Below are 21,561 nucleotides of genomic sequence, written 5' to 3'. Positions count from 1 at the left end.
TGCCCTGCTGTGCGGGCAAATCAATTTTAGTATTGGTCTGTCTTATGTCATCCCACCCAACGGGTGAAAACAGGCCGTAGCATGATTATCCAACCCAAAGTCGGCTTCCGGTACATTTTTTCGACAATCATCCTGCGCATATGGACAGCGCGGGGCAAAGGCACAACCCGGCGGGGGTGCCATCGGGTCGGGCAGTTCGGCGTTTGCTTCCTCGCCCTGCAAGCCACGCTTGCCCGGCACCGGCGCACTATCGAGCAACAACCGGGTATAGGGATGGTGCGGGTCCACAAACAGGGCCTTGCCCGCTGCCTGCTCCACCACCCGGCCAAAATACATCACCGCCACCCGGTCACTTACGGCCTCCACCACCGATAAATCATGGCTGATGAAAATATAGGTCAGGCCAAAGCGCACTTTTAAGTCATCCAGCAGGTTCAAAACCTGCGCCTGTACCGACACATCCAGGGCCGATACCGGTTCATCAAGCACGATAATTTCCGGCTCCGCTGCCAGGGCCCGTGCAATACCAATGCGCTGCGCCTGCCCGCCGGAAAATTCATGCGGATAACGATCCAGGAATTCCGGGCGCAAATTCACGCAATCCATCAGCTCTTTTAACCGGTCCTCCAGCGCCTTGCCGGACAGATTGCGCAAATAACGCAACGGCGCGCTTAAGGTTTCGCGGATCAATTTACGCGGGTTAAGCGAACTGATAGGGTCCTGAAACACATATTGAATGCGTCGCGACAGGGCATGACGATCCTGGCTTAGCAAATCATTCAACTGCGCACCCGAAAGCTGAATATCGCCGTCACTGGGCCGGTCCAGCCCCACAAGCATGCGGGCCAGGGTGGATTTGCCACAGCCGGATTCCCCGACAATACCCAGCGTCTCGCCCTTGCGCACGGCAATATCCACCCCGCGCACGGCATAAACCGATGGCTTTTTGCCCATAAACAATGTGCGCCCGCCACCAAACACCCGCACCAGATCACGGGTTTGCAAAACAATATCAGGCATGGCGAACCTCCATCGGTTTGATGCAACGCACGGCATGGCCGTCACCCAGAGGATCAAGGTCAATGGCCCCGGCCCGGCAGGCATCCGCCGCACGGTCACAACGATCAGCAAAGGCGCAGCCCACCGGCAAATCATTGACCGCCGGGGGCAGGCCCGGAATGGCGGCAATTTCGCGCGCGGCTTCGCCCAAACGCGGCACACAATCGATCAGGCGTTTGGTATAGGGATGCGCCGGGTTTTCCAAAACCTGCTGCGTTGTGCCCATTTCGACAATCTGCCCGGCATACATCACAGCAACCCGGTCGCAAATTTCCGAAACCACGCCAAAATCGTGGGTAATGAACAAAACCGACGTACCATGCTGTTCGCGCAAATTGTTCATCAGTTTCAAAATTTGCGCCTGCACCGTCACATCAAGGGCGGTTGTCGGTTCATCGGCAATGATCAGTTCGGGTTCGTTGGCCAGCGCCATGGCAATGCCTACACGCTGGCGCATCCCGCCCGATAATTGATGCGGGTAACTATCGGCCCGTTTTTCCGGGTTGGGAATGCGCACCATGCGCAAAAGTTCAACCGCCTTTTGCCAGGCTTCCTTGTAGCTGACGCGATTATGGGCGCGGATCGCCTCGACCAACTGGTCGCCGACCGAAAATAACGGATGCAGCGTTGAAAGCGGGTCCTGAAACACATAAGCCACACGCCCGCCACGAATGGCGCGAATTTCCTGTTCGTGCATGTCAAACACATCGCGCCCGGCCAGCATCACCCGGCCCCCGGCAATGGTACCGGGTGGGGATGCCACCAGCCCCAACAGCGACAATGCAGTAACAGATTTGCCAGAGCCGGATTCCCCCACCAGGCCAACACATTCGTTGCGCCCGACATGGAAGGATACCCCGCCAACCGCCTTATAGACATCATCGCCCAGGACAAATTCGGTGCGCAAATCCTCGACCGACAAAATGGCGTCCTTGTCGGCATCACTTCTGGCATCCGGCTGACCATTGGCCTGCACCGAACCCACAACTGCCGGGCCATCCCATGTACTGCGATCAATACGTGTTACCGGGGCCGGACGGGCCAGCGCGCCCGATTTCAAACGCGGGTCCAAAATGTCGCGAATACCATCGCCCAGCAAATTGATGCTCATGACCAGTAAAAAGATCATGCCACCAGGAATGGCCGATAAATGCAGCGCGGTGGTGATCAGCTTGCGCCCCTCGCCCAGCATCGAGCCAAGGTCCGCCTGCGGGGGTTGTGCGCCCAGCCCCAAAAAGCTAAGCCCTGCCGTTTCCAAAATCATCCAGCCCACCGTGGTGGACATGGTAATCACAATCACCGGCATCACATTCGGCAAAATCTCGCTCAGCAAAATACGGATATGCCCGTTGCCCGACAAACGCGCAGCATCGACAAATTCCCGATGCGCAATCCCCACCGTCACCCCGCGAATGTTACGAGCAAAAAACGGTATATTGACCACGGCAATGGCATAAAGCGCATTCATCAGCCCCGGCCCCAGGGCCGCAACAATCGCCAGTGCCAGCAAAATATAGGGAAACGCCATCACCATATCGATGCCACGCATCATGATATTATCGGTACGCCCGCCGAAATAGCCGGAAATAATACCAATGGCAGAGCCGAAAAACGCGGCAAACAACGATGCCGAAATCCCCACCGCCAGGCTAACCCGCGTGCCCCATAACAGGCGCGATAACAAATCGCGTCCCAAATGGTCGGTGCCGAGAAAATGCCCGTCGCTTAACGGCGGTAACAGGCGGTTGGCCGGGTCGGTCACATCGGGGTTAACCAGCGGCAACCACGGCGTAATCAGCGCCAGAATGATCACCCCGGCGAAAATTACTGCCCCCATCAGGGCCAAATGGTTCCGCGCCAGAAGTTTGAACGCCGAAGGCCGTGCCGAACGTTTACGCGGCTTTGCCGCCATATTGGTTGAGGATGCCGGGTTACTCATGCCTTGACCCTCGGATCGATAAGGTGTTGCAACACATCGGCAAACAGATTGAACAGCACATAACTTGCCGCCACAATCACAACGCCACCCTGTACGAGCAAAATATCGCGGGTCGCAATCGCCGTAACCAGCATGCGGCCAATACCGGGCCACTGAAACACGGTTTCAATATAAACCGCCCCGCCCAGCACAAAGCCCGCCTGCACGCCAATCACCGGGATGACATTAACCAGTGCGGCCTTAAAGGCATGGCGATAAATCACCCGTCTTTCATCCAGGCCCTTGGCGCGCGCGGTGCGAATATAATCCTGGCGCAACACTTCCAGCATGTTGGAACGGGTCAGGCGCGCAATCACCCCGGTTGCCACCACCGCCAGCGTCACGGCAGGCATAATCAGATGACGCAACAAATCGGGCAAATCGCCACCGCCATAAATCGCATACATGCCACTGACTGGCAGCCAGCGCAATTTGACGGCAAACAGCAACATCATCATCAGCCCCAGCCAGAATGACGGTATCGAAATGCCAATCAGCACCACAAAGGTCAGGGTTTTATCCGCCCAGCCATATTGCCGCACCGCCGAAACCACGCCGGTCAGAAGGCCAAAAACCGTACATAACATCAGCGACGCCCCTGCCAAAATCAGCGTCGCGCCAAACCGTTCCAAAACCTCGTCCAATACCGGGCGGTTCAGGCTATAAGACCGGCCAAAATCGCCATGCAGCATATTGGAAAGCCAGATCCAGTATTGACTGAACAGCGATTTATCGAGGCCAAGATCGGCCCGTAACTTGGCGATGTTTTCCGGCGTCGCATAGGACCCCAAAATCGCCAGGGCCGGATCACCCGGAATAAGGGACATGATCAAAAAGACAATCACGGTCAGACCCAGCAAAACCGGAATCATCAAAACCAGTCGGCGCAAAATATAGACGTGCATGACAGGGCTCGTCAGTGTGAGTGCGGGAAAAATGCCAGGTGCAAACAAATGTATTCACTTGCACCCGGCGTAAGGTCAAACTGGCGCATCAGGCCAGCAACAGCCAAAGGCCTAATCCTTGCTGACATCCTTTAACAGCAGGAAGAAGGACGGTTGCAGCTTGAAGCCCTTCACCGCGGCACTGGTCACGGCGTTCTGTTTCCAGTTGGCAATAAAGGCCCAGGGTGCATCGTCATGCACAATCTGTTGCATTTCACGATACAGCTTTGCCCGTTCATTCTGATCGGTTGAGGTGCGGGCCTTTTCCAGCAATTCATCCACTTTGGGGTTGGAATAATAACCGGAATTAAAGCCGCCCTTGTCGGGCCAGGCATCGGTGCGCAGCGCCAGATACGGCAATGTATCGGGGTCGTTGGTCATCCAGGCCATTTCGGCCATGTCCGCCTTGCCCTCAAGCCCGGGATTAACCTTGCCCAGGAAGGTATTCCATTCATAGGTTTCGATCTTGACCTTCAGGCCAACCTTCGCCAAATCAGCCTGGATCGCGGCGCCCATCGGGATCGGGTCCAGCATGCCCGAGCCGCCTTCGGTCACGTAAAAGGTCACTTCCTTGCCCGATGCCCCGGCTTCATCAATCAGCTTTTTGGCCTTTTCAACGTCATAGGGGTAAGGCTGAAGGCTTTTGTCATAGGCCCAGGCAAAGGCAGGCGGCGTCGGCCCGGCGGCAATATCGGCCGTGCCCTGCAAAACGTTATCCACCAGCGCCTTTTTATTGATGGCGTAATTGATCGCCTGGCGCACACGCTTGTCCTTAAACGGGCCATCCTTGGTATTGAGGATCAGGAACCACAAATGCGGCCCGGCCTGCTGATAGACCGTAAAGTTGGCATCAGATTCCAACTGCCCCAAATTATCTGGCGGCACCTCGACCATCAGGTCAATGCCACCGGCCATCAGTTCGGCAATGCGGGTATTGGCATCGGTAATCGGGCGAAAAACAACGGCATCCAGTTTCGGGGCGCCATCCCAGTAATCATCATTCCGGGTGACAACGACCTTGGAATTGCTTTCCCATTCCTCGAATTTAAACGGGCCGGTGCCCACCGGATGACGGCCAAAATCCTTGCCATATTTCTTGACCGCCGTGGGCGAAACCATCAGCCCCGTGGGATAGGCCAGGTTGGACAGGAACGGCGCATAGGGTTCCTTGAGGGTGAATGTGACCGTGAGGTCATCCACCACGTCAATTTTGTCAATCGCGCTAAAGAAAAACGCCAGCGGGAACGGCCCGGTATCATGCTGCGGGTGTTTTTCATCCAGCATGCGGTCAAAATTGTATTTTACCGCCTCGGCGTTAAACGGCGTGCCATCATGGAAGGTCACGCCCTCGCGCAGTTTAAAGGTATAAACCTTGCCGTCATCCGAAATGGTCCAGCTTTTGGCAAGGTCGGGTTCGACCTCAAGCGTGCCATCCTTATAGCGCACCAGCCCATCATACATATTGACCAGAATGCGGAAATCGTTGACCGCCGTATCGGCGGCCGGGTCAAGCGATTTGGGTTCGGCAATCTGCCCGACCAGCAGAACGCCCGGCGGTGTCTGTGCATCAGCCGTCCCGGCTGAAAATGCTGAAACTGTCAAGGCCGCTGCGACCAGCGCCCCTTTAAACAGGCTTTTCATTCAAGCCTCCCTTCTCATAAGCCTCTCGATCTGGGCCGGATCACGATCCGAACCTTACGGTGACAACCCTTTTTTGTTGCGTTGAACGTTTCCACGTCAAAGGCCGTTGCCAGCCCTGCCGGTTGTTGCGGTTGCAATGTCTATTTATAATGATAAATTGGCATCGGGCAATTATTTATCATTATAAATTTAGCCGTCCCGCATAACAGCCCTTCTGACCTGGCAGGAAAAATGACCTATTCGCTGATTGCAAAAGACCCGAAAACCAAGGCTCTCGGGCTGGTAACGGCCACCGGCAACCTTGCCGTTGGCGGCTTTGTTCCCCATTTGCGCGCCGGGGTTGGCGCGATTGCCACACAGGGCTATTCCACCAATTACTGGTATGGCGTTAACGGGCTAAATCGCCTGCAAGCCGGTGAAAATGCCGAGTCCGTGGTGAAAAACCTGACCGACGCCGACGAGGGCCGCGCATATCGGCAAATGCTGTTGCTTGATGCCAATGGCAATGGTGCGGCCTGGACCGGGTCGGCCAACAGCCCCCATCATGACCATATCATCACGCACAATCTGGTTGCGGGCGGCAATATTCTGGCAAACGAAACCGTCATCCCCGCCATGAAGCAAGGGTTCGAGAACGCCGTTGAAAATGGCTGTTCTTTTGCGTTGGCTCTGCTGCATGCGCTGGAAGCCGCCTTTGACGCAGGCGGGGATAAACGCGGCACCAGTTCGGCCACCATCCAGGTTGTGACCCCCAATCAGCTCCCGCTTGACCTGCGGGTCGATGACCATCCCCATCCGATTGCCGAGCTGAAACGCCTGTATGACATGACCCGTCAATCCGACTACCAGTCCTTCTTCGTCCGTTTGCCGACACCGGACCATCCACACCAGCATTGATCAACATTGATCAATATATTTTTCCACCCCGCTATTCGGAGGCCCCATGCTGGGACAACTTGTTTATGATCGCCTGGAACAGGCCGCACAATTTTCCCGACCCGGCCCCGGTGTCACCCGCCTGTTTTTAAGTGCCGAACACAAACAGGTCGCCATCCTGATTAAGGAGTGGATGGAACAGGCCGGGCTGGAAACCGAAATGGATGCCACCGGCAATATTGTTGGTCGCGATGAAAAAGCACGTAATGGCGCCCCGACCCTGATCATGGGGTCGCATCAGGATACGGTTGTGTCGGGCGGCAAATATGACGGCATGCTGGGTGTTGCCCTGCCAATCACGGTGGTCGGGGACCTTTATAAACGCAAAATCGATCTGCCCTTTGGCATCGAAATTGTCGCCTTTGGTGACGAGGAAGGTACGCGGTTTCAATCCACCCTTGTCGGCTCCCGCGCCCTTGCGGGGACATTTGACCCAGCCGCCCTTGATGCCATGGATGATAATGGTGTTACGGTACGCACCGCCCTGCAGGACTTTGGCTGCACCCCCGACAGTATACCCAGCCTGAAACGGTCGCGCAAAAACACACTGGGCTTCCTGGAAGTGCATATCGAACAGGGCCCGGTGCTGGAAGGAAGAAACCTGCCCGTCGGGATTGTCACTGCCTTAACCGGGATTGAACGCCACCGCGTGGTCATCAAGGGCAAGGCCAGCCACGCCGGAACCACCCCAATGGATCACCGCCAGGATGCCCTGCTGGCAGCCGCCGATATTGTTCACAAGGTCAACCAGGTATGCCGCGAAACCGAGGGCATGGTTGGTGTGGTCGGCAAGCTGGAAGTATCGCCCAACGCGGTAAATGTGATTCCCGATAGCGTTGACCTGACAATTGAACTCCGCGCACCGGAACGCGCCGTGCGGGTCAATGGGCGTGGGGCCATTTTATCGGCTTTGGGCGGCATTGCGCAAAACCGGGCAGTAGCAATTAATGCCGATCAAACTTACGAGGCAGAAGGTGTGCCCTGTGCCGACTGGATGATGAACGGGCTGGAAGCCGCCATAACCCAACACAACATTCGCCCCCTGCGCCTGTTTAGCGGGGCGGGGCATGATGGCCTGGCCATGCACGATTTATGCGACATTGGCATGTTGTTTGTCCGCTGCAAGGACGGGTTAAGCCATCATCCCGATGAAGCCATCACCGCCGAAGATGCCGACATCGCGGCACAGGTACTGGCGACCTATTTGCAAAATCTGGCGCAATTCTGCTCGAAACTGGCGGGATAAAAACACAGGTTTATCGTTGCGCATTGCCGCCCTGCAAAGCCAGGCCTTTGCAGAATGCCTGAAATATGCGATTTTGGGCGCATCAATGCTGGTAAATATGATATGACCCGCCAGCAAGAGAGAGAACATTTCCCGCATTCCCTAAATAAAGACCCGACGATATGAGTGATCAATCGCGCCGTTCCGAATTGTTGATGCCTGCTGGCTCTTTGGAAAAGCTTAAAATTGCCGTGCTGTATGGCGCGGATGCCGTTTATATGGGCACGCCTGATTTATCACTGCGGGTCAAAAGCCAGATGTCGCTGGATGATGTGGTGGAAGGCATTGAATTTGCCCATCAGCATGGGGTGCGGGTTTACCTGACATTGAACCTGTTTTCGCACAACAAGGACATTTCCAAACTGCCGGAATATGTTGAAACCGTGCGCAAGGTAAAGCCGGACGGACTGATTGTCGCTGACCCCGGCGTTTTCATGTTTGTGCGCGAACAGGCCCCTGAAATTCCGTTACATGTCTCCACCCAGGCCAATGTCTGTTCGTGGCAGTCCGTCAAATTCTGGCAAAGCATTGGTGCCAAGCTGGTGGTGCTGGGCCGCGAGGTTTCCTACGAGGAACTGACCGAAATTCGCGAAAAATGCCAGGACATCAAAATCGAAGCCTTTGTGCATGGTTCCATGTGCATGACCTATTCCGGCCGCTGCCTGCTATCAAACTTCATGGCAGAACGCGGGGCCAACCAGGGGGCGTGTGCCAATAGCTGCCGCTGGAAATACAAGGTCCATATGAAGCTGAAAGATGGCACGGTCAAGGAACTGAACCTGACCGAAGAAAATATGGAACTGTTTGATTTCTTCCTGGAAGAAGAAATGCGCCCCGGCGAACTGATGGAAATTCAGGAGGATGAACGCGGATCTTACATCCTCAATTCGCGTGACCTCTGCATCATGCCGAAACTGGAAGACTACCTTAAAATCGGTGTCGATAGCCTGAAGGTAGAAGGCCGCGGCAAAAGCCCGTACTATGCCGGGCTGGTCGCACGCGCTTATCGCATGGCGATAGATGACTGGTACGAAGACCCCGAAAACTGGTCGGCAGAACCCTATATGAAGGAACTGGCAACCATCCCCAACCGGGGCTATACCCTGGCCTTCCATGAAGGACGGCTGACCAATTATGCGCATGGCTATGACAGCTCCAGCAACGTTTCGGACTGGGAGTTTGCCGGGCTGATCGAACGGGTGGAAGACGATGCCTTTATCGTGTCGGTCAAAAACCGCCTGCTGGCTGGCGACGTTTTGGAAATTGTCCCGCCCAAGGGCCGTAAAACCATTTTCATCCGCATGTATGAATTTATCGATGCCAATAGTGGCAAGGTTGGCGAAGCCGTGCATGCCGGGGCCAAACCAATGGTCCGTATTCCGTTTTCACTGTTAGAGCAGGAAGACCCGGACTATCTGCGCACCGCCTTCCCGCCGCTGACCATCATCCGCAAGGAAAAGGCCTTAACGCCGGACGAATGGGAACGCATGAAGCTGGACCAGGAAGGCCATAAAATTGAAATGGGTAAAGGCAACCCGGCACGGTACGACGCCAAACGCGACGCCCTGCAGGACGCCCTTGATGAACGCCAGAAAGACCGCACCTTCCGCACCCCGCGCGTGGGAACACAAGGCTGTTGTGGCCGGGGCTGCAATGGCTGCCTGATCTTCTGGCACGACCCGCAATATGCCAAGGCCCGCGACATCCTTGCCAAACGCAAACAGGGCGAAATGCTGGAACGCGACGGCAAAACGGTGGCGGCGGAGTAATTCCGCCCCCTCCCCGATACAAAGAAAAAACGTTGAACGCTATTATAACGGTTTACACCCAAGCTGGGTGATTGAATTATATACCCTACATGCAATCGTCGACGCTTCAACTTGCAGTTTTTCTAAAATGCCTTGATCAAGTGGCGTATCAAAAATTCTTAGTTCTCTATCAATGTAAAATAATTCTGAAAAACCATTCCCATCGGGTATACGCCAAGAACCATGACATAAAGGATTTCGATACTGAGCAACTTTTTTTAAGTCCTCAATCAACTCATCAACATTCAAAACATGCGCTTTAGGATGATCCTTAAGTGCTTTATGATACATGTCAATTAGTACACCCAACGGGCGATGCAATGCCTTTTCCACTATTTTTTGCCACACGTCCAATGCCTCTTGGGCATCAGTTTCTGGAACCTGTTTAGAGCCAGTAATTGCTATGATGGCCCTTCCCAGCATTTCCTCTAAAAAGCCAAAAGTAGCAATAGCTCGACCGAACTGCTCCCAAAACTCTGGCGGATGCCGATGTGTAGGAAACTGAGAAGGCCGCTTAAAAGGATCGCATTCCATCATCATAGCTTCTCATACTCAACATCATTTCAGCTTAGATAAATAATTTACTCCCTCGCTTACGCCAATTCAAACCGAATATCCTTTGCACCTTTCTAAAATACCCTCGACCCGTCAAACATGTGCGAGGTTGATCATAAAAGGCAGCAACTAGAAAAAACCGAACCAGATTATCAATACAGCTTAAGTTTCCAGTTTTGCATGAAGAAAACGTGCAACACACATTACGAAAATACAAAGAAAAACCCCTTGATGCCATGTTGCATTCAAGGGGTTTTCCATAAGGCCCGCACCAGCGGGAGGTTAAAGCCAGGTGCAGGCTATTTGATCAGCGGCAGTTCCACGCGGCTGCCTTGCAGGGTCCATTCCATCGGGTCGAGGATGCGGCCTTCTGCCTTCACAACACCGTTGGCCTGAAACAGCACAGTGCCATAATCGGCATCCTCGATACGGTAGGTGCCGTCATCCCCGGCCTCAACCGACAGAGCATGGCGCGCTGCAAACCCGGACAAATCCTGTGTATGGCCCAGCCGGAGCACCCAGATGCTGTCCCGCCCGGCAAGGCGCAATTCATGGGCGGCGGAGCTTCCCGTTTTCACCAGTTCCAGCGGACCGGAGGCCGAAACCAGCAACGCCCCCGCGCCCGAACGGGCACAGGCCCTGTTCGCATCAACCTGCCATTCGTCAAAAATGGGGGTCGGGAACCAGGCATGGGTGAAATCGGGCTGCGGGGCGACCCCTTCAAACCGCACAATGGCAAGGTCTCGATATTGCTGCACACGCGGCACACTGGCCGACCCGCCCCAGAAGGATGGCCGCCCAAAACCCGATTGCACAATTTCACCGGGATGGTTGATGAACAATTGTGCGCCGGGTTCGCGACCAATACGGGCCTGAATCAGGGTTTCCTGATAGCCCCAGTCGCGCCAGCGATAAAGGGCCGCAGACCCCATTGCCGTTTCACTGGTTTTATAATGATACAACCGGCAAAAGGCGTTTTCCCCCTGCCAGAAGGTCCATTCCTGTGCCGCATCGGGCTTTTCCCAACAGGCAATATCGGCAAGGTCCGGCAGATTTAAGCCATAATCACGCAAGGCCAGCGCCACCTGGGCCAGGCAATTGACATGTGCGCCAAATTGCCCCTTGCCCCACAGCAAACGGGCAAGGCCGGTCAGTTCCAGGGTGTCGGCCACACATAGGGAATGTTCATAACTGCGCCCCTGTGCCCCGGTAATCACCCCGTGATGGGCGGAATGGGCGATCATGGTGATCAGCCGGACAATGGCACGCGACGCCCGATCGCGAATAACCGCATCCGGGGCCAGGGCAAACAGGGCGGTTAACCCCTTAAGGTCAATCGGGAAATAGGTGCCCGAATTGAATTCCGCCATTTCGGCGGCTTCAAAATGGTCAAACCACGCCATCAGGCGGTCATAGCCCGCCTTGCGATGCGCCACACCCGAACGATCCGCACGCCTGAAATGGGCATCGGGGAAATGGTTGCCTGCCAGATAGGCCGCAGTATGAAACAGCAGCGCGTGATTTTCCGAGAAATACCACTGCACATCATTGCCCGGTTCATCCATCCAGTAGCGGAATTCAAAAATCGCGGCATCAATCCGTTTCACCAGATCCGCGGGCAAACGGTCCTGATAGACAATGCGGGTCCACAGTAACGGCACCAGCGCAAAATCCGCACAGTCGAAACAATCCTCGATCCCCGGCAAGGCGGTATTGATGATTTCGTAAGCCCGGTTAAGCGACGCATCGTCGCCCTGGGCGACGCAGGCCAGCGCCGTTTCGGTATCAGTTTCGGCGTGACACGCAATCCATTCCAGCATTTCGGCAATGCGGGCCGACATATCTGGCGATGGCTGCGCGGTGGAGGACCGCCAGCTTACTTCCGCACCCAATCGTGCTTCGGTGGCAAAATCGCCGCACTGAAAAGACATCTCGAAATAGCGGTAATCGGCCGGGAAATCATTTGATGCCGCCAAACGCACCCGGTCCGCCCCGGCAGGAATATCAAACGGCACATCATCATGGTCATGCGACATGAAATGACCGGCAACCCTGATCCGGCCTGTCACGGCACCGGGAAACGCCACCGGCAAAACCAGCCAGATATCGCGATCATCATAAAACTTGCGATCCAGGTGCATCGCATCCACAGCGGCCTCAACCGCCGAAACGGTGTGCGCTGGTGCGGGAAAACAATTGCCCGCCCGGGCCTTTGGGCCGTCAATCCAGGAGAGCGCAATACGAATCACCGCATCGCGTTCGCAAAGATCCTCGAACTGGACCGTAATTTCATTATGCCCCGCCACCAGCGGTGCTTCAAATTCAAGTTCGTCCAACGCATTGCGGGTGGCTGGCGACAGCCATGCCACCGCAGCGCCATTGACGTAAACCTTCGCCGCGCCGCAAATGCCAACCCGCAAGCGGGCCAGACCGGCTTCGTCTGCGACAATCGCGGTTCGGGCCCAGCCGAAAATTTGCGTTGCCCGAAACCAGAAACCGGAAAGATCCAGAAACGGCGACCCACCCGGCAAAATATTGCGCGCCCCGGACCAGTCCGGAAAAGACCGGGCCGGAAGCTCTTTACCCCGGCGTTCCTCGATATAGGCCGTCCGGCAAGGATAGGTATGCGGGATAAAGTTCTTTTCCTTGGTCAGGAAAAAGGTTGAATCCATCTCTCCTTCCATTGGCATATCGGCAACGTCATAGCGGCTTTCCTCAAGCGACGTTACCTGCCAATAGGGAACGGGCGAACCGGGGTAAAGAACCATGATTTAGCGCAGCTCCTTTATGGCAACCGGCGACACGTCGGTATATGCCTGGTTTTCACCTGTCATGCCCCAGACAAAGCCATACGGCCCGGTCCCGGCACCCATATGAATCGACCATGCCGGTGACAAGACAATATCACCATTGGCAACAACCAGATGGCGGGTATTATCCGGCCGCCCCATAAAGTGCATCACGCGGTCTTCATCAGACAGGTCAAAATAGCAATAGGCCTCCATACGCCGTTCATGCAAATGCGGCGGCATGGTATTCCAGACAGAGCCTTTCGCCGGGTCGGTAATCCCCATAAGCAGCAGGCAGGAAGGCGACACTTCAGGGTGGATATACATTGCCAGCGACCGGCAATTGCTTTTTTCAGCGTCACCCAGTTCAAGAATCTTGGATTCCGCGCGCGTAATCAGCCGCGTTTCAATCGCCTGCCCGGCAGGAACGGAATTCATGTAAAACCAGGCGGGCTGTGCCGCGTCATTGCTGCCAAGCTTCACAGCCTTCGTCCCGCGGCCCACATACAAGACGTCGCGATTGGCGAGTTCGTAACGGGTGCCATCCACCTCGATCCAGCCCGCACCGCCGAGATTGGCAATTCCCATCTCGCGAGCGTCAAAAAACAGCTCGGTCCCTACATCTTCGCCGCCGCCAAAGGAAAGCGCGCCATCAAGCGGCACAGCACCCCCAACAATCATGCGATCAAAATGGGTGTAGGCAAAGCGGATCTCGCCCGGCGTGAACAGGTTTTCAACCATAAAATTCTCGCGAAGCTGCGATGTATTCATGCCGTCAATCTGGTCCGGCCCGGCACCATAGCGTTGTTCCATTGCCACGGGACTATCTCCTTCGGATGTTCCTGCACGTTTCAGGTACCGTTTTTCGGCACCTTAACTTTTTAAAACGGAAGGTTCGGGAAACATCAGCAGCACCAATTACTCACGGCACGAACTGGTGTCGTGTCCCTCACCACAAGAAAAAACATCACATTAAGAAATTTATCGTGCAACATGTAATTAAATTCCACATACTGATATTATCAGAAAAGAGGAAATCATGTCAGTTAGTGGTCGAACAAAAATCAGTGACATTGCATCGCGCCTTGGGGTTTCAACCGCGACGGTCTCGCGCGCACTTAGCGGAAACGGCTATGTGCGCGAACAGCTTGCGTCCCGTATCCGGGCGACGGCCATTGAAATGAATTATGCACTTCCCAGCACGGCATCGGGCCAAAAGGTGCTGATCGTGTCCTCTCAGGAGGCCATGATCGACTTCAAACGCAGTCAATTTACGATGTATGTGCTGGAAGGCTTGCGCGAACGGGCCGAAAGCCGGGACATCCGCATTGAGTCCTACATTTATCAGCCCAATCAGCGGTTTGAAGACCTTTATGACGCCGCCCAGGCCCCGGACCTGATTGGTCTTTTGCTGGTATCGGTCGATGATGCCACCCTTGAATATGTGCGCGGCTCCGGCATACCGGCTGTCATGGTCAATGGCGATGACCCGGAAATGGCGCTTAGCTCTGTCACGCCCTGTAACCGATCAGCCGCGACGCTTGCGACCAAACACCTGATGGCGCAGGGACACCGGCGCATCCTGTTTCTCAATCGCCCGGGTCGGCGCACCATCCAGCGGCGGCGCGAAGGCTGGCAGGATGCAATGGCAGAGCATTACAACCCGGATTACGTGATTGATGTTGATGACTGGACCGCCGAAGCCGCCAGCCAGCGCGTGGCGGAAGTGGTTGACAGCAATTTACCCTTTAGCGCCATTGTTGCGGCAGGTGACATTTTGGCGGTGGGTGCGGTATCCGCGCTTCAGGCCAAGGGGTATGTGGTGCCAAAGGATGTTTCCGTGATCGGCATCGATGGGTTGCCGCAGGGGCAGTATATGTCCCCCGCCCTGACATCGGTTAAAATCCCCATGCAAACCGTTGGCGCCCTGTCGCTGGATTTGCTGATCGAGACGTGCCGCCTGGTCAATGCGGGCATAGATATGCCCGCCCGCCGGATCGAACTGGCGTGCGAGCTGATAAATCGTGAAAGTGTGTGCCCGCCAGCAAAAAAATAGGCGCAAACCTTCTGGTTTGCGCCGATATGGGAATATCACGGTTGGCAAACAGCCCGCCCTAGCGGGCGAGCCAGCCGCCATCAACATTCAGGATTGCCCCTGAAACATAGTCCGACGCCGGGGCGGCCAGATAAACCGCACTTTCAGCAATGTCCTCCGGGCGGCCCCAGCGACCGGCGGGAATACGGTCCAGAATGGCAGCAGAGCGGTCCGGGTCATCGCGCAGGGCCTGGGTGTTATTGGTAGCAATGTAACCCGGCGCAATCGCGTTGACATTAATCCCGCTTGCGGTCCATTCATTGGCGAGAATACGGGTCAAGCCCGCCACACCATGTTTGGCCGTCGTATAGGATGGCACACGAATGCCGCCCTGAAATGACAGCAAAGATGCAATATTAACGATCTTGCCCGTGCGGTTCTGGTCCAGCAGTTCTTTGGCAAACGCCTGCGATGTAAAGAACACCGCCTTGACATTGACATCCATCACCGCATCCCAGTCTTCTTCGGTGAAATCAACACTGTCGGCCCGGCGAATGATCCCGGCATTATTGACCAGAATATCAATGCCCTCGCCTTTAAACAGGGACGCACCAGCCATAGGGTCCGCAAAATCAACAATGATTTCGCTCGCCGTTCCCCCGGCATCGGTAATGGCCGATACGGTTTCGGCAGAGCTTCGGCGACCGGCACAAACAACCGTCGCACCGGCACGGGCCATTGCAATGGCAATCGCCTGCCCGATACCGGCATTGGCACCGGTAATCAGGGCTTTACGACCATTCAGGGAAAACGCATTCATAAGGTAACTCCGTTCCAAAGAAGGGACATATCACATCAGGCCAAGGAAACGCGGCAAAGCCAGCGTCAGCCACGGCACATAGGTGGTCAAAAGCAGGGCGGCGGTTGTGGCAAAGAAAAAGGGCATGATCGGGCGGATCACCTGATCAATCCGCAAATTGGCCACCGCACAGCCGACAAACAAAACGCTGCCCACCGGCGGCGTCATCGAACCCACACCAAGATTGAAAATCATGACAATGCCCAAATGCACAGGGTTCATGCCAATTTCATGGGCGATGGGCAAAAAGATGGGTGTGAAAATCAGTACTGCCGGTGTCAGATCCATGAAAAACCCGATCACCAGCAAACAGACATTCATAACCAGCAAAATCATGATCGGGTTGTCGAATGTCAGAATTGTATCGGCAATCACATCGGGGATACCGGCAATCGTCATGACATAGGACATGATGCCCGAAGCCGCGATCAGAAACAGGATCGAACAACTGGTCACAGCCGAACTTTTAAGGGCATCAAGATATTCGCGCCAGCTTGCCAGGCGATAGAGCAGCGACAAAATGAACGAATAAAACACGGCAACCGCCGCACCCTCGGTCGCAGTAAACGCGCCCACGGCAATACCGCCAATCACCAGAATAATCATCAGCAGCGCGGGAAAGGCCTGCCAGATAACGGTAAAAATCTCGGCCCAGCTTGCATGACCTTCGGTGCGATACCCCTTACGAATGGCGATAACCGTCACCACCGCCATCACCGACAGACCCATTAAAATCCCGGGCAAATAACCGCCCAGAAACAGGGCGGAAATGGAGGTACCGCCAGACACCAGCGAAAACAAAATCAGCGGCCCGCTGGGCGGAATAAGGATGCCGGTCGGCGCAGAGGCAATATTAACCGCCGCACAAAAGGCCGGATCATAGCCTTCCTTGCGCTGTAGCGGGCCAATCACCCCGCCAACACCGGCAGCCGCCGCAATAGACGAGCCGGAAATAGAGCCAAACAGCATATTGGCAAGAACATTGGTATGCGCCAATGCGCCGGGCATCCGCCCGCCCAGCAATTTGGCAAGATTAACCAGCCGGATGGCGATGCCGCCCTTGTTCATGATATTGCCCGCAAGCACAAAAAACGGGATCGCCAGCAAGGTGAAACTGTCGATGCCGGAAAACATCTTTTGCGCGCTGATAAAACCGATGACATTGGATGGCAGATAAGCAAACCCGGTAACAAAAGAAGACACGCCAATGGCGATGGAAATGGGTGTGCCGAGGATCAAAAGCCCAAAAAACAGCACAAACATGACAACGGCTGCGCCGGCAGGGTCGAGCATAAAATCAATAAGAGTATCCATGTCAGACCGTGTCCTGCGCTTCTTCGACGGGTGCCAGTTGCCCAGCCAAAATGAGAATTATATTAAGGCTTTGCAGCACAATGATCAGGCATGCCGCCACCGGCACGGCCAGATACACCATGCCCATTGGCACCTGCATGATCGGGGAGAGTTGCGACATCGCCGACATGGCGGCTTTCCAGCCCCCAATCAGCATGGCGAAGCTGGCAAACGAGATCGAAATCAGGCCGTTTAACGTTGCCAGCAGCTTTTTCCACCAGCCAGGCCCCATATAAATCAGCAAATCGAGCGACAGATGCTTGCGGGTGCCAAAACAATAGGCCGAACCCAACAGCGCCATCCAGATCATGGTGAATCTGAGGGTTTCTTCGGTAAATAAGGCAGGTGTCGCCAGCACATAGCGGGTAAAAACCTGCCAGAGCATGAGGGCGACCATACAGCACAAGGTGATGGAGATGACCCCCAGCAGCAGGTGCTCAAGACCGCGCTTGAATGAATGCAACACTTCGCGTTTCCTCCGTCGAAGTTGCCCGGTGCACATTGCGGCACCAAATTTTTTGTTTTGTGCAAAAACAGACCATGCGATGTGAAAACAACATCTGCAATCTGAAAATTATTTTCATATTCTATATGTCAAACTTATCTCTCATCAAACCTCCTTCGTTTTCCCAGTACAGGCCTGCCTGTTCAGCCGGATCAACATCGCATATGCGGAAATGATGACCATCTTCCACAGACAATAGCCGCCGGCAGCCATTGCCGTTTATCAATCCAAGCAAATAGCCTCCTAACGCCACAATCACGAATGAAAATTTATTACATATAGCAATATTATTTTCACAATGACATTTTTCCATACATGCCATCGAGCAAATCTGATGGCATTTTCGTCACCGCCTTAATAGCGGAAAGATGTCCCAAGGGAGGAAAATAATGAAATATCAGAAACTTGCTTTTGCTCTGGCAGCATTTGCAACACTTGCCGCAGGCCCGGTCGAGGCAAAAACCCGCCTGACACTTGCCAATTCTCTGTCGGCGGACCACCCGACCAGCACGGCCCTGCAGCAGTTTGCCGATGAAGTCAAAGAACGCACCGATGGCGAAGTCACGATCCGCCTGTATCTGAATGCCGTTCTGGGATCGGAACGCGAGGTTCTTGAACAGCTTCAGAATGGTGCGGTTGACATGACCCGTGTCAGTGCGGGGAACCTTGAAAATTTTGACCCGATCTTCAAGGCCTTCACCCTGCCCTATATCTTCAAAAGCGAAGATCATTTTTATCGCGTCATGACGGGGCCGGTGGCGGATGAAGTCTATAACGCAACCAAAGACAGCGGCTTTGTTGGCCTGACCTTTTTTGACAGCGGGGCGCGTTCTTTTTACACCGTCGACAAACCGATCAACAAACCAGAGGACCTCTCGGGCCTTAAAATCCGGGTGCTAAATTCAAACAGCTCCATCCGTATGGTCGAAATGATGGGTGGATCACCAACCCCGATGCCCTATGCCGAAATTTACACGGCCTTGCAAATGGGCGTGATTGATGGTGCGGAAAACAATGTGACGGCACTGACCATCGGCCGTCATGGCGAAGTTGCCAAATTCTATTCGCAGGATGAACATCTGCGCATTCCCGACTTCCTGGTCATTTCCAATGCCGCCGCCAAAAAACTGACCGATGCGCAATATGCCATCGTCAAGGAAGCCGCCGTTCACGCAACCGAATCCTTCCGCGGGATCTGGGACAAGGCCATCACCGATGCAAAAACCGAAGCGGAAAATATGGGCGTCACCTTTGTCACCCCGGATCAGGCGCCTTTCCGCGAAAAGGTCATGCCGCTGCTTGATGAATATCGCGATGACCCGGATTTTGGCGGCCTTTTGAACCAGATTCTCGATACCGAATGATTTCCACGCCGCGCCGCATGATTCTCAAATAAAAACAGCGAGAGATAATAATGGGAACCGATACCCTCAGCCTTCGCGACGACCTGCAAAGCAAAATATCCCAGATCGTTAAAGGCCTGCGCAACCTGCGTGATGAAGGACAGTTCAACGAACCGAACCTCGATGGAACGGCCGGGGATTATGTCAGTTTTGACAGTTGGGAATGGCCTCAGGGTGTCGGGCTTTACGGGATTGCACAATTATGGCTGCAAACCGGAGACGAACAGGCGCGGGAAATTCTGGAAAACTGGTACGAAAAACAGCTTAAACAGGGTCTGCCGCCGCAAAATGTGAACACGACAGCCCCCATGCTGGCGCTTTCCCTTTTATGGCAGCAGACCCGTGATCCCCGCTGGAAACCCGTGCTCGATGACTGGGCCAACCGACTGATCGAGGAAGCCCCGCGCACGGTTTCTGGCGGGTTTCAGCATGATGTGTCCGACAAGATCAACGATGGTGAATTGTGGGACGACACCCTGTTCATGCTGGCCCTTTTCCTGGCATCTTATGGTCAGGGGGCGGAACGCCCGGAGCTGGTGGATGAAGCAAAATTCCAGTTTCTGGTTCATACGCATTATCTGTGTGAACCTGAAACAGCATTGTGGTTTCACGGCTGGAGCTTTGATGGCAACCACAATTTTGCCCGTGCCCGCTGGGCCCGGGGGAATTCCTGGATTTCGGCCGGTATCCTGGATTTGATCGACCTGGCGGAGCTTGATCCGGCGACCCGCCGGTTCCTGCTTTGGGTGGTCAAGGCACAGCTAACGTCGCTTCTGGAATATCAATGTGAAAGCGGGGCCTGGCGCACCCTGGTGGATGATCCTTCCTCTTACGAGGAAATTTCGGCGACCTCAGCCATCGGCTATGCCCTGCTCAAGGGCTATCGCCTGGGTCTGGGCCCGGAAAACTGGAAGGACGCCGGAAACAAGGCCCTTCAGGCCGTGCTCCGCAACATTGATCATGAGGGCGTTGTCCAGCAGGTGTCCTATGGCACCCGGATGGGGCATGACCTTCAATTCTACAAAGATATTCCGCTGCATCCAACGGGATATGGGCAGTCAATGGCACTGCTGTGCCTAGTCGAGGCACTTAATCATATTAACTGATAAAGTTGGTTAAGATGGCAAAAAGGGCTTGTCAGGAAATCCCCCCGACAAGCCCTTTGTTTATTTCGACAGCCGGTCTGCAATCTGGTTAAACAAGCTGATATTTTCGTCTTCCCGGCCTTCGGGCTCTGGCGTGTAGCTGGCCTTGACGATCACCATATTGTTTGCCGGATCGACATAAATGAACTGGTGAAACAGGCCAATCGCCGAATAGGCATCCGATCCCGGCAGGGTCCACCATTGATATTGATAGCCAAACGGTTCACCCGCTGCCGTTGGTTCATAACCTTCATCGGGCACGGTGGCCTCTTGGACCCAGTCAGCCGGGACAACCTGTTTGCCATTGGCCTTGCCGCCATTTAAAAACATCAGGCCAAAGCGGGCATGGTCGCGGGCGGTGGCGTTTAATCCGGCACCAAAAAATTCCCGCCCAACATTTTCCGGGCCGTCCATCACCCAATAGGCATCATTTTCCATGCCTGCGGGCTGCCAGAGCTTTTTGGACATATATTCCGCCCCGGTCATGCCCACCACACGTTCGAGCACACAGCCCAACACACTGGTATCCAGGGTGGCGTAATTAAAAACCGCGCCGGGCTTGTTGGGGCCGGGCTTGGACTGATTGGCGGCATAATCACACCAGCGGTATTTATAGCCCACCAGCGAATTATCATGCACCTGAGTCAGTTGGGTTTCGCTGCCGAATTTATAAATTTCCTGCCAGTCCACGCCAGAGCGCATACGCAGCAGATCGCGGATTGTCGGCCCGTCATAGCCCGATCCCGCCATTTCGGGCAGGTAGTCTGTTACCTTGTCATCCAGGCTTTTGATGAAACCGTCATGCAGCGCCAAACCGATCAAGGTCGAGACATAAGACTTGGCAACCGAAAAGGTCATAAAGCGGGTATCGGGCGTGCTGCCATTACGATAGGTTTCATAAACAATCGCCCCATCCTTCACGACCACCAGAGCGTTGGTATAAACCGCTTCCAGATAGCCATCCAGGCTAACAGTTTTGCCATTCAGGGTATAATCGCCTTCCAGCGACACCGGCTTTTCCGGCAACTGCCAAACATGATCCCCCGCCTTGACGGTACGGGTGGCAAACATCTGGTTCATATGCTGAAAGGTCAAAAAGTTCAGATCCGGCGAAAACATATGCGCCCGGGCATTGATCATGGTTGGTGTTAACCAGCGTGACGTCTGCTCGGTGGCAAAGCCGGGAACAGCAGATGTTGCGATGGCACCGGCAAATGCTGCCGCCCCCCATAAACGACGATGTAACATTCTATTTATCCTCCCGTT

17 protein-coding genes are annotated in these 21,561 nt (G+C 54.7%); 6 read left to right on the top strand and 11 right to left on the bottom strand.

The window, feature by feature from the left end:
- Positions 1-42: 42 nt before the first annotated feature.
- The 4 genes from LF95_RS21930 to LF95_RS21915 form a co-directional block, all read right to left on the bottom strand.
- Entirely contained in the window at positions 43-1,020 is a 978-nt protein-coding gene (locus LF95_RS21930) for an ABC transporter ATP-binding protein (protein WP_073957340.1), read from the bottom strand.
- Positions 1,013-2,998, bottom strand: a complete 1,986-nt coding sequence (locus LF95_RS23605) for a dipeptide/oligopeptide/nickel ABC transporter permease/ATP-binding protein (RefSeq protein WP_083607894.1) — start codon at positions 2,996-2,998, stop codon at positions 1,013-1,015. The genes LF95_RS21930 and LF95_RS23605 overlap by 8 nt, the downstream gene beginning before the upstream one ends.
- Positions 2,995-3,942, bottom strand: coding sequence for an ABC transporter permease (locus tag LF95_RS21920; protein ID WP_073957339.1), 948 nt, complete (start codon positions 3,940-3,942; stop codon positions 2,995-2,997). The genes LF95_RS23605 and LF95_RS21920 overlap by 4 nt, the downstream gene beginning before the upstream one ends.
- A 111-nt stretch (positions 3,943-4,053) precedes the next feature.
- A complete protein-coding gene (locus tag LF95_RS21915) occupies positions 4,054-5,622 on the bottom strand; it encodes an ABC transporter substrate-binding protein (protein WP_073957338.1) in 1,569 nt (522 codons plus the stop codon).
- Between the two features lie 231 nt (positions 5,623-5,853).
- On the opposite strand from LF95_RS21915, the gene LF95_RS21910 reads away from it, so the two are divergent.
- From LF95_RS21910 to LF95_RS21900, 3 genes are all read left to right on the top strand, one after another.
- Positions 5,854-6,519, top strand: coding sequence for a DUF1028 domain-containing protein (locus tag LF95_RS21910; protein WP_073957337.1), 666 nt, complete (start codon positions 5,854-5,856; stop codon positions 6,517-6,519).
- 46 nt (positions 6,520-6,565) lie between these two features.
- Positions 6,566-7,804: an allantoate amidohydrolase gene (locus tag LF95_RS21905; protein WP_073957336.1), complete on the top strand. Its 1,239-nt coding sequence runs from the start codon at positions 6,566-6,568 to the stop codon at positions 7,802-7,804.
- 161 nt (positions 7,805-7,965) lie between these two features.
- Positions 7,966-9,612: a U32 family peptidase C-terminal domain-containing protein gene (locus LF95_RS21900; protein WP_073957335.1), complete on the top strand. Its 1,647-nt coding sequence runs from the start codon at positions 7,966-7,968 to the stop codon at positions 9,610-9,612.
- Between the two features lie 42 nt (positions 9,613-9,654).
- On the opposite strand, the gene LF95_RS21895 is transcribed toward LF95_RS21900, so the two are convergent.
- The 3 genes from LF95_RS21895 to kduI all read right to left on the bottom strand — a co-directional run bounded on the left by LF95_RS21895 (position 9,655) and on the right by kduI (position 13,808).
- Entirely contained in the window at positions 9,655-10,191 is a 537-nt protein-coding gene (locus LF95_RS21895) for a hypothetical protein (protein ID WP_073957334.1), read from the bottom strand.
- A gap of 314 nt (positions 10,192-10,505) precedes the next feature.
- Positions 10,506-12,974: a hypothetical protein gene (locus LF95_RS21890; RefSeq protein ID WP_073957333.1), complete on the bottom strand. Its 2,469-nt coding sequence runs from the start codon at positions 12,972-12,974 to the stop codon at positions 10,506-10,508.
- A 3-nt stretch (positions 12,975-12,977) separates the two neighbouring features.
- Positions 12,978-13,808, bottom strand: coding sequence for a 5-dehydro-4-deoxy-D-glucuronate isomerase (kduI, locus tag LF95_RS21885; RefSeq protein ID WP_083607893.1), 831 nt, complete (start codon positions 13,806-13,808; stop codon positions 12,978-12,980).
- A gap of 226 nt (positions 13,809-14,034) precedes the next feature.
- Here kduI and LF95_RS21880 point away from each other — a divergent pair, with 226 nt between their 5' ends.
- A complete protein-coding gene (locus tag LF95_RS21880) occupies positions 14,035-15,051 on the top strand; it encodes a LacI family DNA-binding transcriptional regulator (RefSeq protein WP_073957331.1) in 1,017 nt (338 codons plus the stop codon).
- Between the two features lie 58 nt (positions 15,052-15,109).
- On the opposite strand, the gene kduD is transcribed toward LF95_RS21880, so the two are convergent.
- From kduD to LF95_RS21865, 3 genes are read right to left on the bottom strand one after another with little or no spacing between them, the layout of a single operon-like run.
- Positions 15,110-15,850: a 2-dehydro-3-deoxy-D-gluconate 5-dehydrogenase KduD gene (gene kduD, locus LF95_RS21875; protein ID WP_073957330.1), complete on the bottom strand. Its 741-nt coding sequence runs from the start codon at positions 15,848-15,850 to the stop codon at positions 15,110-15,112.
- A gap of 30 nt (positions 15,851-15,880) precedes the next feature.
- Positions 15,881-17,203 (bottom strand): TRAP transporter large permease, encoded by a 1,323-nt coding sequence (locus LF95_RS21870; RefSeq protein ID WP_252509859.1) that lies wholly within the window; start codon positions 17,201-17,203, stop codon positions 15,881-15,883.
- 1 nt (position 17,204) lies between these two features.
- A complete protein-coding gene (locus tag LF95_RS21865) occupies positions 17,205-17,708 on the bottom strand; it encodes a TRAP transporter small permease (RefSeq protein WP_168173742.1) in 504 nt (167 codons plus the stop codon).
- 428 nt (positions 17,709-18,136) lie between these two features.
- On the opposite strand from LF95_RS21865, the gene LF95_RS21860 reads away from it, so the two are divergent.
- Both LF95_RS21860 and LF95_RS21855 read left to right on the top strand, forming a co-directional pair.
- Positions 18,137-19,111 carry a TRAP transporter substrate-binding protein gene (locus tag LF95_RS21860; RefSeq protein ID WP_073957328.1) on the top strand — a complete coding sequence of 325 codons (975 nt, stop codon included), beginning with the start codon at positions 18,137-18,139 and terminating at the stop codon, positions 19,109-19,111.
- A 50-nt stretch (positions 19,112-19,161) separates the two neighbouring features.
- Positions 19,162-20,256 (top strand): beta-galactosidase BglB, encoded by a 1,095-nt coding sequence (locus LF95_RS21855; protein WP_073957327.1) that lies wholly within the window; start codon positions 19,162-19,164, stop codon positions 20,254-20,256.
- A 60-nt stretch (positions 20,257-20,316) separates the two neighbouring features.
- Here LF95_RS21855 and LF95_RS21850 read toward each other — a convergent pair whose 3' ends face one another.
- Positions 20,317-21,543 (bottom strand): serine hydrolase domain-containing protein, encoded by a 1,227-nt coding sequence (locus LF95_RS21850; RefSeq protein ID WP_073957326.1) that lies wholly within the window; start codon positions 21,541-21,543, stop codon positions 20,317-20,319.
- Positions 21,544-21,561 lie beyond the last annotated feature (18 nt).

This window comes from Thalassospira sp. TSL5-1, from assembly GCF_001907695.1.
Classification (GTDB): Bacteria; Pseudomonadota; Alphaproteobacteria; order Rhodospirillales; family Thalassospiraceae; genus Thalassospira.
This window is presented reverse-complemented; position numbering and strand designations above follow the sequence as displayed.